This is a genomic window from Streptomyces sp. NRRL B-3229, assembly GCF_000719505.1.
GTDB classification, from domain to species: Bacteria; Actinomycetota; Actinomycetes; order Streptomycetales; family Streptomycetaceae; genus Streptomyces; species Streptomyces griseorubiginosus.
Map to the genome: position 1 here is coordinate 57870 of NZ_JOGP01000008.1, position 15986 is coordinate 73855.

The window sequence follows — 15986 nt, forward strand, 5'->3', positions numbered from 1 at the left end:
GGGGTGCGGGACGGGGGTCCGTACCACCCTCCTGGCGCCCGAACAGGGTGCCGGGGGCTCACATCAGCGGCGTGAGGAAGCGGCGCAGTGCCTCCTCGTAGGCGCTCGGATCGGCGTTCCACATGGCCGCGTGGGGGGCCTGGTCGACCGTGTGGAGGGTGATCCGGTCCGAGTGCGTGGCGGCGAGACGGCGGGAGAGGTCCCAGGGGGCGATCGTGTCGTCCGGGCCGTGGAAGATCAGGGTGGGGGGCGGGGGCCGGTCGGGGCCCATGTCGCCGGTCCGGTCCGCGTGGTCGGCGTAGGGGACGGTCCGGTCGGCGTACAGGCCGGAGTGGTCGCTGGGCAGGCCGGTGCGGCCCTGGGCCGCGCGCACGGCGAGCGGGAGGAGCACGCCGGGGGTGTGGCGGGCGGCGGCGAGGGCGCGCAGGGTGCGTTCCCAGCTGAGCACCGGGGAGTCCAGGACGAGTCCCTTGACGCGGCCGCGCAGTCCGGAGCGGGCGGCGGCGCGCAGGGCCATGGTGGCGCCGGTGGACCAGCCGTGCAGGACGAGTTGACGGGCGCCGTGGTCGACGGCCCAGCGCATCACCGCGTCCAGGTCGCGCCACTCGGTCTCGCCGAAGTGGTGGAGGCCGTCGGGCGGGCGGGGCGCGTCGGCGTCGCCGCGGTAGGCGGGGGCGAGGACCGGGAAGCGGTGGTGGTGGAGGAACTCCATCACGTTCAGGGCGTGTTCGCGGGTCGGGCCGAGGCCGTGGACCGCGATGACCCAGGTGTTCCTGGAGCCGGGCACGAACCAGGCGGGCAGGGGGCCGAGTTCGCTGGGGATCTCGACGTCCGTGTGGTCGAGGCCGAGGGCGGACGTCGGGTCGCCGACGTGGGCGTTCGGGGTGAGCCAGACCTTGTCGCCGGGTTTCAGGATGCCGTGGGTGACGCGTTCCAGGCGGCGCACGACGGTGTCGGCGGAGTGGGGTTCCCCGGTGAGGACGGGGCCGACGACGGCGTGTGCGGCGTCGCCTGCCAGGCCGTAGGTGCCGGGGCGGAGGGCGGCGAGGTCGCGGGTGAGGGCGATGCGGCCGGCCGCGGTGGAGTGCACGGTGAGGCGGGGTTCACCGGGGAGAGGGCGGCCGGGCGGCGCCTTCAGACCGGCGTCGCTGGCGATGCGGCCGGCGACGATGCCTGCCGCGCCGGCGGCGGCCGCGGCGGCGAGGGTTGCGGTGACGGCGGCGGCCTTCGTCTTGATAGTGCGCACGTGTCTCAGTTTCGCGGGGTTGGGTGGGTTGGGCCAGTGGGCGGGGGTCGTCCGGTTGTCCGCGGCTGGGTGGGGGCGGGCGCTTTCGCGCAGTTCCCCGCGCCCCTGAAGGGGGTCCTGTCATGGCGCAGGCCCGCTGCACCCACCAGGGGCGCGGGGAACTGCGCGACCAACCACGACGGACCTCAAGCCGCCCGACAACCTGACCCGGCACCCGGTCAGCCCCGCTGCCCGTACCCCCGCAACCGCTCCCCCGCCTCCCCCACCTGTTCCTCCGTCAGCAGGTGGGGGCTCAGGCCCGGTACCGAGCGGGCTGTGAGCCAGAGGTGGGACATCCATTCCAGTTGGGCCGTGCGGTCGTACGCCTGGGACAGGCTCGCTCCGTATGCAATCGTGCCGTGGTTCTGGAGGAGGCAGGCGGTGCGGCCGGTGAGGGCTCGGAGCATGTTCTCGGCCAGCTCGTCGGTGCCGTAGGTGGCGTAGGGGGCGACCCGGACGGGGCCGCCGAGCGCGCCGGTCATGTAGTGGATCGCCGGGAGCTCGGGGACGAGGGTGGAGACGGCCGTGGCGTGCACGGCATGGGTGTGGACGATCGCGCGGGCGTCGGTGCTGCGGTAGACCGCGAGGTGCATGGGGAGTTCGCTGGTGGGGACCAGGGTGCCGAGGACCTGGTGGCCCTGGAGGTCGACGCCCGTCACGTCGGCTGGTGTGAGGCGGTCGTAGGGGACGCCGGACGGGGTGACCAGGACCGTGTTCCCGACCCGGACCGAGACGTTGCCGGAGGTGCCGACGACCAGTCCGTCGGAGACCGTCCGGCGGGCCGTGCCGACCAGCTCGGCCCAGGCCTCCGCCTGCTCCTGTCCGCCGTCCTGTGCGTTTCGCGGTTCGCGCTGTTCCTCAGCCATGCCGTGATCCTGCCAGCCCGTGGCCCTGGGGCGGATGGGTCGCGCGGGGGCCGCGGGGCCGGGCCCGGCAATCACCTGAGCTTGCGGTCACCGTGTGGCCCGCCTCAGTTCATCTTCCGTTCACTCAGGTTACTTACCTTCAACATGCCAATGACCTCGAACGATTGCCTGGGTAAATGGAAAACTTCTCGCTGATCCTCGCGATTGTGGTCGTGACCGCACTCGCGTTCGATTTCACGAACGGTTTTCACGACACCGCCAACGCGATGGCCACCACCATCTCGACCGGTGCGCTCAAGCCCAAGGTCGCGGTGGCCATGTCCGCCGTGCTGAACCTTGTGGGCGCCTTCCTCTCCGTGGAGGTCGCGAACACGATCTCCAAGGGTCTCGTCGACGAGACCGGCATCCGTCCCGAGGTCATCTTCGCCGCCCTGGTCGGCGCGATCCTCTGGAACCTGCTGACCTGGCTGGTGGGCCTGCCCTCCAGCTCCTCGCACGCCCTCATGGGCGGTCTGATCGGCGCCACCATCGCCTCGGCGGGCTTCGGCGCGGTGCACGGTGACGCGCTCGTCACCAAGGTGCTGATCCCCGCGGTCGCCGCCCCGATCGTCGCGGGCGTCGCCGCCATGCTGGCCACCCGGCTCTCCTACTCGCTCGGCAAGAAGGCCGACGGCAAGGCCGCCGCGAAGGGCTACCGCACCGGTCAGATCGCCTCGGCCGGCCTGGTCTCGCTGGCCCACGGCACCAACGACGCGCAGAAGACGATGGGCATCATCACCCTCGCCCTGGTCGCCGGCGGCGCCGTCGCCCCCGACTCCGACCCGCCCACCTGGGTCATCCTCTCGGCGGGCCTCGCCATCGCGCTCGGCACCTACCTGGGCGGCTGGCGCATCATCCGCACCATGGGCAAGGGCCTGACCGACCTCCAGCCGCAGCAGGGCTTCGCCGCCCAGACCAGCGCGGCCACCGTGATCCTCGCCTCCTCCCACCTCGGCTTCTCCCTCTCCACCACGCACTCCGTCTCCGGTTCGGTGATGGGCGCGGGCCTCGGCCGCAAGGGCGGGGTCGTGCGGTGGTCCACGGCCACCCGGATGTTCGTGGCCTGGGGGCTCACCCTCCCGGCGGCGGCCCTGGTCGGCGCGCTCGCCGAGTCGGTGACCGGTCTCGGTGACTGGGGCACCGCGGTCGTGGCGGTCTTCCTCATCGCCTCCAGCGCGGCGATCTGGAAGATCTCGCGCCGCGAGGTGGTGGACGCGTCCAACGTCAACGCGACCGACGAGCCGGCCGGTGTGGTGACGCAGGCGATCGCCGCCGTGACCCCGCCGCCCGCGGGCACCGTGACCGAGGGCCTCACCGCCACGATCCCGGCCCCGCCCACCGCCCCGGAATCCACCGCCACGGAAACGGCCGCCCCGCCGGCCGCCGTCTGAGCCCGCACCAGTCCTAAGGAAGCCTCAGCATGAAGATCGACTGGGAAGCCCTCGGCTCCGTCTTCGGCGTCAGCCTCGTCGTCACCGTGGGCCTCGTGGCCCTGTTCACCCTCGGCATCATGGGCCTCTCCCGCCAGGAGCGGGCCACCGCCCAGGGCGGCTCGGCCGCTCTCGCGGTCACCGGCGCCTACGCCTGCTTCGCGGCCTGCGCGGCGGCGGTGGCGTACGGGATCTATCTGATCGTGGCCTGACGACACCTCGTCACCCGGCGGCCGGGTGGACACGGAACCCCGCGTTCTGTGCCCGCCCGGCCGTCCTCGTGTGACCCGTGGTGTGGGGTTCTGCACACTCCCCCGTCGCAGGTCAACAGCAAGTTGACGGGTCTCGAAGGCCCGTGGTGGACTGCCGGAGCCATTTACGGCAGCAGGAGAGGAAGCCGGTGCGAATCCGGCGCGGTCCCGCCACTGTCACCGGGGTAGACACCCCCGGGAGCCAGGAACTCTCGCCGCCGGACTCGTCGAACCAGGGCGTGGACACCCTGAGTGAGGACATGACGCGATGCTCGCCTGCCGATCCACCTGCGCTGCCAGGCACCTGAACGACCCCGCGATCGGCTGACCCGGTGCGTGCCGATCGCGTTTTCGCGTACGGCGCCGCCGCCGGTCTGATCGGTGACCTCCTGCTCGGTGACCCGCGTCGCGGGCACCCGGTCGCCGTGTTCGGGCGGGCCGCGGGTGCCGTGGAACGGGTGCTGTGGCGGGACCACCGGGGCTGGGGCGCGCTGCACACCGCCGTGTGCGTGGGCGGTGCGGTGGGGCTCGGGGCCGTGGCGCAGCATCTTGTACGTCCGTCCCGTACCGCTTCCGTCGCGCTGACCGCCGCCGCCACCTGGGCCGTCGTGGGCGGGACTTCGCTGGCCCGCGAGGCACGGCTCATCGGGCGGGCGCTGGAGGCCGGGGACGTCGAGGCGGCCCGGGAGCGGCTGCCGCATCTGTGCGGGCGGGATCCGCAGGCCCTCGACGCCGACGGGATCGCCCGGGCCGTCGTGGAGTCCGTCGCCGAGAACACCTCCGACGCCGTCGTGGGCGCGCTCGTGTGGGGTGCCGTCGGTGGTGTGCCGGGGCTGCTCGGGTTCCGGGCCGTCAACACGCTGGACGCCATGGTGGGTCACAAGTCGCTCCGCTACCGGCGTTTCGGCTGGGGTTCCGCTCGGCTCGACGACCTCGCCGGGTGGCCGGGGGCACGGCTGACCGCCGTACTGGCGACGGTCGCCGGGGCGGATCCGCGGGGTGCCCGGCGGGCGTGGCGGGAGGACGCCGGAAAGCATCCGAGCCCCAACGCCGGGCCCGTGGAGGCCTCTTTCGCGGGGGCGCTCGGGGTGCGGCTCGGCGGGACGCTCTCGTACGGGGGCCGGGTCGAGCACCGGCCCGTGCTCAACGGGGAAGGGCGCGCCGTGGCCTCGTACGACATCGAGCGTGCCGTACGGCTGTCGCGGCGGGTCGGGCTGCTCGCACTCGGTGCCGGTGCGGTCGCCGCACGGCTGATCCGGAAGGGACGTACGGCATGAGCGGGGGGCTTCTCGTCGCCGGCACCACCTCCGACGCGGGGAAGAGCGTCGTGACCGCCGGGATCTGCCGGTGGCTGGTGCGGCAGGGAGTGAAGGTCGCGCCGTTCAAGGCGCAGAACATGTCCCTCAACTCGTTCGTGACGAGGGAGGGTGCCGAGATCGGGCGGGCGCAGGCCATGCAGGCGCAGGCCTGCCGGGTCGAGCCGACCGCGCTGATGAATCCCGTGCTGCTCAAGCCCGGTGGGGAGCAGAGCAGTCAGGTCGTGCTGCTCGGGAAGCCCGTGGGTGAGCTGAGCGCGCGCGGCTATCACGGGGGGCGGCAGCAGCAGTTGCTCGGGACCGTGCTCGACTGTCTCGCCGAGTTGCGGGGCACGTATGACGCGGTGATCTGTGAGGGGGCCGGAAGTCCGGCGGAGATCAATCTCCGGCGGACCGACATCGTGAACATGGGCATCGCCCGCAATGCCGGGCTGCCGGTGCTGGTCGTCGGGGACATCGACCGGGGTGGCGTCTTCGCCTCCTTCTTCGGGACCGTCGCGCTGCTCTCGCCCGAGGACCAGGCGCTGGTCGCCGGGTTCCTCGTCAACAAGTTCCGCGGGGACGTCAGCCTCCTGGAACCCGGACTCGACATGCTCCACGGGCTCACCGGGCGGCACACGTACGGCGTGCTGCCCTTCCGGCACGGGCTCGGCATCGACGAGGAGGACGGACTGCGGGTGTCCCTGCGGGGCACCGTCCGGGAGTCCTCCGTGAGCCCTCCGGTGGGTGAGGACGTGCTGCGGGTCGCCGTCTGCGCGATCCCGCTGATGTCCAACTTCACCGACGTGGACGCCCTGGCCGCCGAACCGGGTGTCGTGGTGCGGTTCGTGGACCGGGCGGAGGAACTCGCCGACGCCGACCTCGTAGTCGTCCCCGGTACGCGGGGAACGGTCCGCGCGCTGGAGTGGCTGCGGGAGCGGGGCCTCGCGGAGGCCATCGCGCGCAGGGCCGCCGAGGGGCGGCCCGTGCTCGGCATCTGCGGCGGCTTCCAGATCCTAGGCGAGCACATCGAGGACGAGGTCGAATCGCGCGCCGGCTCGGTCGACGGTCTCGGGCTGCTGCCCGTCCGCGTGCGGTTCGCGCGGGAGAAGACCCTCACCCGGCCGGTCGGCGAGGCCCTCGGGGAGCCGGTCGAGGGGTACGAGATCCATCACGGGGTCGCCCGAGTAGGGGGCGGGGAGCCCTTCCTGGACGGCTGCCGGGTCGGCCAGACCTGGGGGACGCACTGGCACGGCTCCCTGGAGTCGGACGGGTTCCGGCGGGCCTTCCTGCGGGAGGTGGCGGCCGCCGCGGGCCGCCGGTTCGTGCCCGCCCCCGACACCTCGTTCGCCGCGCTGCGCGAGGAGCAGCTCGACCGGCTCGGCGACCTGATCGAACAGCACGCGGACACGGACGCGCTGTGGCGGCTCATCGAGTCCGGCGCGCCGCAAGGACTGCCTTTCATTCCACCGGGAGCGCCCGCATGAGCACAGTGTTGTTGTTGTCGACCGCCGACACGGACCTGCTGGCGGCCCGGGCCGCCGGGGGTGCCGACTACCGGATCGGCAATCCGACCCGGGTGGATGTGGCGGAGGAGCTGCCGGCGCTGATCGAGGGCGCGGACATCGCCGTCGTACGGCTGCTCGGCGGCAAACGGGCCTGGGAGGACGGTCTTGCCGCGCTGAAGGCCTCCGGCGTCCCGACCGTGCTGCTCGGCGGGGAGTCCGTGCCGGACGCCGAGCTGATGGCGGAGTCGTCGGTGCCGGCGGGTGTGGTGGCCGAGGCGCTGAAGTACCTCGTGGAGGGTGGTCCCTCGAACCTGGAGGAGCTCGCCCGGTTCCTGTCCGACACCGTGCTGCTGACCGGTGAGGGGTTCGAAGAGCCGCGGAAGATGCCGGAGTTCGGCGTCCACGGCGACCGCGCGTGGGTCGAGGGACGGCCGGTCGTCGGCGTGCTCTTCTACCGGGCCCATGAACTGAGCGGCAACACCGGCTTCGTGGACACCCTGTGCGAGCAGATCGAGGCGAAGGGGGCCAACGCCCTTCCCGTGTACTGCGGTTCGCTGCGCGGGGCGGACGCCGGGCTCTACGAGATCCTCGGCCGGGCGGACGCCCTCGTCGCCACCGTCCTCGCCGCGGGTGGCACCCACGCCTCGCAGGCGTCGGCCGGCGGTGACGAGGAGGCGTGGGACATCGGGGCGCTCGCAGACCTCAACGTGCCCGTCCTGCAAGGGCTTTGCCTCACGTCGTCCCGCGCGGTCTGGGACGAGTCCGACGCCGCCCTCTCCCCCATGGACGCGGCCATGCAGGTCGCGATCCCGGAGTTCGACGGTCGGCTGATCACCGTGCCGTTCTCCTTCAAGGAGCAGGGGCCCGACGACGTCCCGGTGTACGTGGCCGACCCGGAGCGGGCCGCGCGGGTCGCCGGGATCGCCGTTCGGCACGCGAGGCTGCGGCACAAACCGAACGCCGAGAAGAAGCTGGCGCTGGTCTTCACCGCGTACCCGACCAAGCACTCGCGGGTCGGCAACGCGGTGGGGCTGGACACGCCCGCTTCGGCGGTGCGGGTGCTGGACGCGCTGCGGGACGCCGGGTACGTGGTCGAGGGGCATCCCGACAACGGTGACGAGCTGATCCACCGGCTCATCAACGCCGGTGGCCACGACGTCGAGTGGCTCACCGAGGAGCAGCTGGCCGCGGCGCCCGCGCGGGTGCCGCTCGCCGACTACCAGGCGTGGTTCGACAAGCTGGACCCGTCGTTGCGGGACGCGATGCTTGAGGCGTGGGGTGAGCCGCCGGGCTCGCTGTACGTCGACGGGGACGACATCGTGCTGGCCTCCCTCCAGTTCGGGAACGTCGTCGTGATGATCCAGCCGCCGCGCGGCTTCGGGGAGAACCCGATCGCGATCTACCACGACCCGGACATGCCGCCGTCGCACCACTACATGGCCGCCTACCGATGGCTGGAAAACTCGTTCGGCGCCGACGCGGTCGTCCACATGGGCAAGCACGGCACGATGGAGTGGCTGCCGGGCAAGGGGCTCGGCCTGAGCGGGGGTTGCGCGCCGGACGCGGTGCTCGGTGAGCTGCCGCTGGTCTACCCCTTCATCGTCAACGACCCGGGCGAGGGCACCCAGGCCAAGCGGCGCGGGCACGCCACCGTCGTCGACCACCTGGTGCCGCCGATGGCACGGGCCGACACCTACGGCGACCTGGCCAAGCTGGAGCAGCTGCTCGACGAGTACGCGCTCGTCTCCGACCTGGACCCGACGAAGGCGCCGGCCGTGCGGGCGCAGATCTGGACGCTGGTCAAGGCGGCCGAGCTGCACCACGACCTGCATGTCGAGGACCAGCCGGACGACGACGACTTCGACGAGTTCGTCATGCACATCGACGGCTATCTGTGCGAGATCAAGGACGTGCAGATCCGGGACGGGCTGCACATCCTCGGTGGCGGGCCGGTCGACGAGGCCCGGGTCAACCTGGTGCTCGCCGTGCTGCGGGCCTCGCAGGTGTGGGGCGGGCAGGCGAACGCCCTGCCGGGTCTGCGGGCCTCGTTCGCCGCCCACTTCGGCCTTGACGAGAAGGAGTTGCTCGCCGAGCCGGGGGCGCCGGTGAAGGTCCCGGTCGAGCTGTCGGACCTCGTCGAGGGCCCGTCCCGTACCGCCGCCGACGCGATCGACCTGCTGGAGCAGCTGTGCCGGCGGGTCGCGGAGGGGATGGAGGCACGGCACTGGGACGTCGCCCTCGTCCCCGCCGTCCTGCGCGGCGTCCTCGGTGTCGAACTCCCCGACGGCATCGCCGTGCTGGAGTTCGCCTGCAACGAGGTCGTGCCGCGGCTCGCCCGCACCACCGACGAGATCGACCACATCCTCAGGGCACTGGACGGCGGTTACGTCCCGGCCGGGCCCTCCGGCTCGCCGACCCGCGGGCTCGTCAACGTCCTGCCGACCGGGCGGAACTTCTACTCCGTCGACCCCAAGGCCATCCCGTCCAGGCTGAGTTGGGAGGTCGGGCAGTCGCTCGCCGACTCGCTGGTGCAGCGGTACCTGGCCGACAACGGGGAGTACCCGAAGTCCGTCGGCCTGACGGTCTGGGGCACCTCCGCGATGCGTACCCAGGGCGACGACATCGCCGAGATCCTGGCGCTGCTGGGCTGCCGTCCGGTGTGGGACGAGGCCTCGCGGCGGGTGACCGGGTTCGAGGTGATCGGCCTGGAGGAGCTCGGGCGGCCCCGCATCGACGTCACCGTGCGGATCTCCGGGTTCTTCCGGGACGCGTTCCCGCACGTGGTCGGGCTGATCGACGACGCGGTGCGCAGGGTCGCCGACCTCGACGAGCCCGCCGACCGCAACTTCGTGAAGGCGCACGCCGACGAGGACACCGCCGAGCACGGCGACCGGCGTCGGGCCACGGCCCGGGTCTTCGGGTCCAAGCCGGGCGCCTACGGGGCCGGTCTGCTGCCGCTGATCGACGCCCGCAACTGGCGTTCGGACGCCGACCTCGCCGAGGTGTACGCGGTGTGGGGCGGCTACGCCTACGGGCGCGGGCTCGACGGGCGGGCGGCGCGCGGGGACATGGAGACCGCGTTCCGGCGGATCAACGTGGCCGCGAAGAACGTCGACACCCGGGAGCACGACCTGGTCGACGCCGACGACTACTTCCAGTATCACGGCGGCATGGTCGCCATGGTGCGGCACCTGACGGGCGCCAACCCCGAGGCCTACGTGGGCGATTCGGCGACTCCGGACCAGGTGAAGACGCGCACGCTCGGCGAGGAGACGCACCGGGTGTTCCGGGCCCGGGTGGTCAACCCGCGCTGGATGGCGGCCATGCGCCGGCACGGTTACAAGGGCGCCTTCGAGATGGCGGCGACCGTGGACTACCTCTTCGGGTACGACGCCACCGCCGGGGTCGTGGACGACTGGATGTACGAGAAGCTCAGCGCGGAGTACGTGTTCGACCCGGAGAACCGGGACTTCATGAAGAAGTCCAACCCCTGGGCGCTGCGGGGCATCACGGAACGGCTCCTGGAGGCGGCCGACCGCGGACTGTGGGCCGAGCCGGACGCCGACACGCTGGAGCGGCTGCGGGCCACCTATCTGGAGCTCGAAGGCGACCTGGAGGGCGACGACCAGTGACCACCCCCTTCCCTTTCACGGCCGTTGTCGGCCAGGACGACCTGCGGCTCGCGCTGCTGCTCAACGCCGTCTCGCCTGCGGTCGGCGGGGTGCTGGTGCGCGGCGAGAAGGGCACCGCCAAGTCCACGGCGGTACGGGCCCTCTCGGCGCTGCTGCCGGAGGTGGCGGTCGTCGCCGGGTGCCGTTTCTCCTGTGACCCGGCCGCGCCGGACCCGTCGTGCCCGGACGGACCGCACGAGCCCGGCAGCGGCGCCACGCGCCCCTCCCGCATGGTCGAACTGCCCGTCGGCGCCTCCGAGGACCGGCTCGTCGGCGCCCTCGACATCGAGCGGGCGCTCGCGGAGGGCGTGAAGGCCTTCGAACCGGGCCTCCTGGCGGACGCGCACCGCGGGATCCTCTACGTCGACGAGGTCAACCTCCTCCACGACCACCTGGTCGACCTGCTGCTCGACGCCGCCGCGATGGGGGCGTCGTACGTCGAGCGCGAGGGCGTCTCCGTGCGGCACGCCTCGAAGTTCCTGCTGGTCGGCACGATGAACCCCGAAGAGGGCGAGCTGCGGCCGCAGTTGCTCGACCGGTTCGGGCTGACCGTCGAGGTCGCGGCCTCGCGGGAGCCGGACCAGCGGGTGGAGGTGGTCCGGCGCAGGCTCGCCTACGACGACGATCCGGCGGGGTTCGCGGCCCGTTGGGCGGCCGAGGAGTCCGCCGTACGGCAACGGGTGGTCGCGGCGCGGGAGTTGTTGCCGTCGGTGCGGCTCGGGGACGGGGCGCTGCGGCAGATCGCGGCGACCTGTGCCGCGTTCGAGGTGGACGGCATGCGGGCCGACATCGTGATGGCGCGCACGGCGACCGCGCTGGCCGCGTGGGCCGGGCGGACCGACGTGCTCGCGGAGGACGTACGGCAGGCCGCGCTGCTCGCGCTGCCGCACCGCAGGCGCCGCAACCCCTTCGACGCGCCGGGTCTCGACGAGGACAGGCTCGACGAGACGCTGGAGGAGTTCGGCGGCTCCGACGACGATGACCAGCCGGATCCGGACGGGCCCGGTGGGGGCGGCGGGCAGCCGCCGTCGTCGGACGGGCCGCAGGCCGACGGGGGCGGGTCCGGCGCTCAGCCGGAGGCCGGAGAGGGCGGCGAGCCGCAGCCTTCCGGGGCCGGTTCCGGGGAGCAGTCCGCGGCGCGGGCTTCCGAGCCCTTCCGGACGAAGGTGCTCAGTGTGCCCGGGCTCGGCGACGGCGTTGCCGGGCGGCGGTCGCGAGCGCGGACCGAGCACGGGCGGACCACCGGGGCGCGGCGGCCTCAGGGGGCGCTCACCAAACTGCATTTGGCGGCCACCGTGCAGGCGGCGGCGCCGCATCAGCGGGCCCGCGGGCGGTCGGGGCGCGGTCTCGTCGTACGGCGGGACGACCTGCGGCAGGCGACGCGCGAGGGGCGCGAGGGCAATCTCGTGCTGTTCGTCGTCGACGCCTCGGGGTCGATGGCGGCACGGCAGCGGATGAGCGCCGTGAAAGGGGCCGTGCTGTCGCTGCTGCTCGACGCGTACCAGCGGCGGGACAAGGTGGGTCTGGTGACCTTCCGGGGGACGACCGGCGAGGTGGCGCTGCCGCCGACCTCGTCGGTGGACGCGGCGGCGGCCCGGCTGGAGACCCTGCCGACCGGTGGGCGCACCCCGCTCGCGGCGGGGCTGCTGCGGGCGCACGAGGTGCTGCGGGTGGAGCGGCTGCGGGACCCCGCCCGTCGGGCGCTCGTCGTCGTGGTGACCGACGGCCGGGCCACCGGCGGTCCCGAGCCGGTCGCTCTCGCGGGGCGGGCGGCCCGGCTGTTCGCGGCGGAGGGGGTCGCCTCGGTCGTGGTCGACTGCGAGTCCGGGCCCGTGCGGCTGGGCCTCGCCGGGCAGCTCGCCGGTGAACTGGGCGGTACGGCGGTGACGTTGGACGAGTTGCGGGCCGACTCGATCGCCGGACTGGTGAAGGACGTACAGAGGAGGGCCGCGTAATGCCGCAGGGGCAGCCGAGTGTCGTGCCGGACGACGGACTGACGACCCGTCAGCGCCGGAACCGGCCGCTGGTGGTCGTGCACACCGGGATCGGGAAGGGCAAGTCGACCGCCGCGTTCGGGCTCGCGCTGCGGGCCTGGAACCAGGGGTGGCCCATCGGGGTGTTCCAGTTCGTCAAGTCGGCGAAGTGGAAGGTCGGCGAGGAGAACGCGCTGCGGGTGCTCGGGGCGAGCGGCGAGGGCGGGTCCGTCGACTGGCACAAGATGGGTGAGGGCTGGTCCTGGGTCCAGCGCGATGCTCAGATGGACAACGAGGAGAAGGCCCGGGAGGGCTGGGAGCAGGTCAAGCGGGATCTCGCCGCCGAGACGTACAAGTTGTACGTGCTCGACGAGTTCGCCTACCCGATGCACTGGGGGTGGGTGGACACCGATGAGGTCGTCGAGGTGCTCCGGAACCGGCCGGGGACGCAGCATGTGGTGATCACCGGACGGAACGCTCCCGAGAAGCTCGTCGAGTTCGCCGATCTCGTCACCGACATGTCCAAGGTCAAGCACCCGATGGACGCCGGGCAGAAGGGCCAGAGGGGCATCGAGTGGTGATGTCGTCGTGAGTTCCTCGTCCTCCGTCCCCCGGCTGGTCATCGCCGCGCCCTCCTCGGGCAGCGGCAAGACCACCGTGGCCACGGGTCTGATGGCCGCGTTCGCCGCGCGGGGGCTCGCCGTGTCCCCGCACAAGGTGGGGCCGGACTACATCGATCCCGGGTACCACGCGCTCGCGAGCGGGCGGGTGGGGCGGAATCTCGACGCGTACCTGTGCGGGCCGGAGTTGATTGCTCCGCTGTTCCTGCACGGGGCGCGCGGGGCCGACATCGCCGTCGTCGAGGGCGTGATGGGGATGTTCGACGGGGCCGCGGGAGAGGGTGAGCTGGCGTCCACCGCGCAGGTCGCCAAGCTGCTGCGGGCGCCGGTGGTGCTGGTGGTGGACGCCTCGTCGCAGTCCCGGTCGGTGGCGGCTCTGGTGCACGGGTTCGCGTCGTGGGATCCGGAGGTGCGGGTCGGGGGCGTGATCCTGAACAAGGTCGCGTCCGATCGGCACGAGGCGTTGTTGCGGGAGGCGTTGGAGTCGGCCGGGGTGCCGGTGTTCGGGGTGTTGCGGCGGGCTGCGCAGGTGGATACGCCGTCGCGGCATCTGGGGCTGGTGCCGGTCGCCGAGCGGCGGGCGGAGGCGGTGGACTCCGTTGCGGCGATGGCGGAGCAGGTGCGTGCCGGGTGCGATCTCGAGGGGCTTATGGCTCTTGCTCGGGGGGCCGGTGCGTTGTCCTGTGCGGCCTGGGACGCGGCCGAGGTCCTGGGGGCTGCGCCCCCAGACCCCCATCGGCCCGAAGGGCCTCGTCCTCCTCAGACGCCGGACGGGCTGGATTCGAGCACGCCTGGTTCGACAGCTCCCGTGGTCGCCGTCGCCGGTGGTCCCGCCTTCACCTTCTCCTACGCCGAGCACAGCGAACTGCTCGCCGCCGCCGGGGGCGAAGTCGTCGTCTTCGACCCGCTGCGTGATGAGCAACTGCCGGACGGAACGCGCGGGTTGGTCATCGGGGGCGGTTTCCCCGAGGTGTTCGCCGCCGAGCTGTCCGCCAACGAACCCCTCCGCAAAGCCGTCGCCGCCCTCGCGGAGACCGGCGCTCCCGTCGCCGCCGAGTGTGCGGGGCTGCTGTATCTGTGCCGGGAGCTGGACGGGCAGCCGATGTGCGGGGTGCTCGACGCCGAGGCGCGGATGACGGAGGCGCTCACGCTCGGGTACCGGGACGCCGTCGCCGTCAGTGACAGTGCGCTGGCCGTCGCCGGGACCCGGATGCGGGGGCACGAGTTCCACCGGACCGTGGTCGAGCCCGGCGCCGGGGACATCGCCGCCTGGGGTGTGCGGACGCCCCGGCGGCGGCTCGAAGGTTTCGTACAGCGTGGTGTGCACGCGAGTTATCTGCACACGCACTGGGCCTCGGAGCCCGGTGTCGCCCGTCGGTTCGTGGAGAGGTGCCGGACGTCATGAGCAGCAGCAGGTTGATCGGGGTCGGGGTCGGGCCCGGGGATCCGGAGCTGGTGACCGTCAAGGGCGTCAACGCCCTGCGCGCCGCCGACGTGGTCGTCGTACCGGTCATGGACACGGGAGAGGTGGGTCGGGCCGAGGCCACCGTGCTGCACTACGTGCCGCAGGAAAAGATCCTGCGGGTCGTGTTCGCCCTCAACGAGCGCAGTGACCACAGCCGGCGCGAGGCCGCCTGGGACGCCGCCGGCGAGCGGGTCGCCGAGCTGCTGCGGGTCCACGGTTCGGTCGCCTTCGCCACCATCGGGGACCCCAACGTGTACTCCACCTTCACCTATCTCGCGCACACCATCGGCGAGCTCGTGCCCGACGTGGTCGTCGAGACCGTGCCCGGCATCACCGCCATGCAGGATCTCGCGGCACGGTCGGGCGCCGTGCTGACCGAGGGCACCGAGCCGCTCACGCTGGTGCCCGTGACCGCGGGGGCCGCGGTGCTGAAGGACGCCCTCGCCGGTCCCGGCACTGTCGTCGCCTACAAGTTCGGGCGGCAGGCCGCCGAGGTGGCCGAGGCGCTCCGGGAGACCGGGCGGATCGAGGACGCCGTATGGGGATCGGCGCTGGGGATGGACGGCGAGTCCATCCGGCCGGCCGCCGAACTCGACGGGGCTCCGCTGCCGTATCTCTCCACCCTCATCGCGCCCGCGCGACGGGACGGCTCACGGGGTGGCAAGTTGTGAACCCCGCCGCGGACAGAGCCACCGGGTCGGCCCGCAGGCCCCACCACCAGCCGGAAACCGCCGGGTCGGGCCGCAGGCCCCACCACCAGCCGCATGCCGCCGGGTCAGCCCGCAAGGCCCACCACCAGCCAGATGAAGCCCACCCCGGCGACCGTGCACAGCAGGGTGGAGCGGGCGGGGTGTTCGTGGTGGGCCTCGGGGAGGATCTCGGCGGCGGCGAGGTAGAGGAGCGCGCCGCCGAAGAGGCCGAGATAGCCGCCGAGCAGGCCCTCCGGGATGGTCACGAACGTCGTCGAGGCGGCGCCCAGCACCGGGGCCGCCGCGTCCGCCCACAGCATGACCAGCGCCCGTCGGCGGGCGTTCCCGTACAGGCTCGTGATCGTGTATGTGTTGAAGCCGTCCGCGAAGTCGTGGGCGACCACGGCCAGCGCGACCGCCGTACCCATGCCGCCGCCCACCTGGAAGGCCGCGCCGATCGCCACGCCGTCCATCGCGCTGTGACCGACCATCGCGGCCGCGGCCGTCAGGCCCACCTCGGGGACCCGGTGGGAGTGCTCACCGCCGCCGTGCGCGGCCTGGCGGGCGGCCAGCAGGCGTTCCACCAGATGGGCCAGCAGGAAGCCGGCCACGAACAGGAGCAGGGCCGCGGGGACGCCGAAGACCTCGTCGCCGGCCGCGTGCAGGGCCTCCGGCAGCAGGTCCAGGCCGACCACGCCGAGCATCAGTCCGCCGGCCAGGCCCAGGACCAGGTGACGGCGGTCGGTCACGCGCTGTGCCGTCCAGCCGCCGGCCAGCGTCATCAGGAACGCGCCGAGCGCTACGAAGACCGCCATAGGGACTTGGTATCCGATCGACCCGCGTTCGCGCACATCCGGCCACCCGGCCGACCTCAGCCCTGAGACCTTTTCCAGA

12 protein-coding genes and 1 riboswitch are annotated in these 15986 nt (G+C 72.8%); of the genes, 9 read left to right on the forward strand and 3 right to left on the reverse strand.

Going from position 1 to position 15986, the window contains the following annotated elements; translation table 11 throughout:
* Positions 1–58: 58 nt before the first annotated feature.
* Positions 59–1246 carry an alpha/beta hydrolase gene (locus tag IF54_RS0114555; RefSeq protein WP_030318413.1) on the reverse strand — a complete coding sequence of 396 codons (1188 nt, stop codon included), beginning with the start codon at positions 1244–1246 and terminating at the stop codon, positions 59–61.
* 218 nt (positions 1247–1464) lie between these two features.
* The gene (locus IF54_RS0114560; protein WP_030318416.1) at positions 1465–2151 is read right to left on the reverse strand and encodes a class II aldolase/adducin family protein; all 687 of its coding nucleotides are present in this window, start codon (positions 2149–2151) and stop codon (positions 1465–1467) included.
* 176 nt (positions 2152–2327) lie between these two features.
* On the opposite strand from IF54_RS0114560, the gene IF54_RS0114565 reads away from it, so the two are divergent.
* From IF54_RS0114565 to cobI, 9 genes are all read left to right on the forward strand, one after another.
* On the forward strand, positions 2328–3581 hold the full coding sequence (locus IF54_RS0114565) for an inorganic phosphate transporter (RefSeq protein WP_030318418.1): 1254 nt from the start codon (positions 2328–2330) through the stop codon (positions 3579–3581).
* 29 nt (positions 3582–3610) lie between these two features.
* Positions 3611–3832: a hypothetical protein gene (locus IF54_RS0114570; protein ID WP_020140762.1), complete on the forward strand. Its 222-nt coding sequence runs from the start codon at positions 3611–3613 to the stop codon at positions 3830–3832.
* 130 nt (positions 3833–3962) lie between these two features.
* A riboswitch (cobalamin riboswitch) is annotated at positions 3963–4106 on the forward strand.
* Between the two features lie 97 nt (positions 4107–4203).
* Positions 4204–5148: a cobalamin biosynthesis protein gene (locus tag IF54_RS0114575; protein WP_030318420.1), complete on the forward strand. Its 945-nt coding sequence runs from the start codon at positions 4204–4206 to the stop codon at positions 5146–5148.
* On the forward strand, positions 5145–6653 hold the full coding sequence (locus tag IF54_RS0114580; protein ID WP_030318422.1) for a cobyric acid synthase: 1509 nt from the start codon (positions 5145–5147) through the stop codon (positions 6651–6653). Before IF54_RS0114575 ends, IF54_RS0114580 begins: the two co-directional genes overlap by 4 nt.
* Positions 6650–10306 (forward strand): cobaltochelatase subunit CobN, encoded by a 3657-nt coding sequence (gene cobN, locus IF54_RS0114585; protein WP_030318424.1) that lies wholly within the window; start codon positions 6650–6652, stop codon positions 10304–10306. Before IF54_RS0114580 ends, cobN begins: the two co-directional genes overlap by 4 nt.
* Positions 10303–12300, forward strand: coding sequence for a putative cobaltochelatase (locus IF54_RS0114590; protein ID WP_030318426.1), 1998 nt, complete (start codon positions 10303–10305; stop codon positions 12298–12300). Before cobN ends, IF54_RS0114590 begins: the two co-directional genes overlap by 4 nt.
* Entirely contained in the window at positions 12300–12899 is a 600-nt protein-coding gene (gene cobO / locus IF54_RS0114595) for a cob(I)yrinic acid a,c-diamide adenosyltransferase (protein WP_030318429.1), read from the forward strand. The genes IF54_RS0114590 and cobO overlap by 1 nt, the downstream gene beginning before the upstream one ends.
* A gap of 7 nt (positions 12900–12906) precedes the next feature.
* Positions 12907–14343: a cobyrinate a,c-diamide synthase gene (locus IF54_RS0114600; protein WP_030318432.1), complete on the forward strand. Its 1437-nt coding sequence runs from the start codon at positions 12907–12909 to the stop codon at positions 14341–14343.
* A complete protein-coding gene (gene cobI / locus IF54_RS0114605) occupies positions 14328–15074 on the forward strand; it encodes a precorrin-2 C(20)-methyltransferase (protein ID WP_030318434.1) in 747 nt (248 codons plus the stop codon). The genes IF54_RS0114600 and cobI overlap by 16 nt, the downstream gene beginning before the upstream one ends.
* A 104-nt stretch (positions 15075–15178) precedes the next feature.
* On the opposite strand, the gene IF54_RS0114610 is transcribed toward cobI, so the two are convergent.
* Positions 15179–15907, reverse strand: coding sequence for a ZIP family metal transporter (locus tag IF54_RS0114610; RefSeq protein WP_030318436.1), 729 nt, complete (start codon positions 15905–15907; stop codon positions 15179–15181).
* Between the last annotated feature and the right edge of the window lie 79 nt (positions 15908–15986).

Bases quoted from the DNA above. Each gene is read 5' to 3' on its own strand.
- IF54_RS0114580 (WP_030318422.1), top strand. From the start codon at position 5,145: ATGAGCGGGGGGCTTCTCGTCGCCGGCACCACCTCCGACGCGGGGAAG.
- IF54_RS0114570 (WP_020140762.1), top strand. From the start codon at position 3,611: ATGAAGATCGACTGGGAAGCCCTCGGCTCCGTCTTCGGCGTCAGCCTC.
- IF54_RS0114565 (WP_030318418.1), top strand. From the start codon at position 2,328: ATGGAAAACTTCTCGCTGATCCTCGCGATTGTGGTCGTGACCGCACTC.
- cobO (WP_030318429.1), top strand. From the start codon at position 12,300: ATGCCGCAGGGGCAGCCGAGTGTCGTGCCGGACGACGGACTGACGACC.
- IF54_RS0114560 (WP_030318416.1), bottom strand. From the start codon at position 2,151: ATGGCTGAGGAACAGCGCGAACCGCGAAACGCACAGGACGGCGGACAG.
- cobN (WP_030318424.1), top strand. From the start codon at position 6,650: ATGAGCACAGTGTTGTTGTTGTCGACCGCCGACACGGACCTGCTGGCG.
- IF54_RS0114610 (WP_030318436.1), bottom strand. From the start codon at position 15,907: ATGGCGGTCTTCGTAGCGCTCGGCGCGTTCCTGATGACGCTGGCCGGC.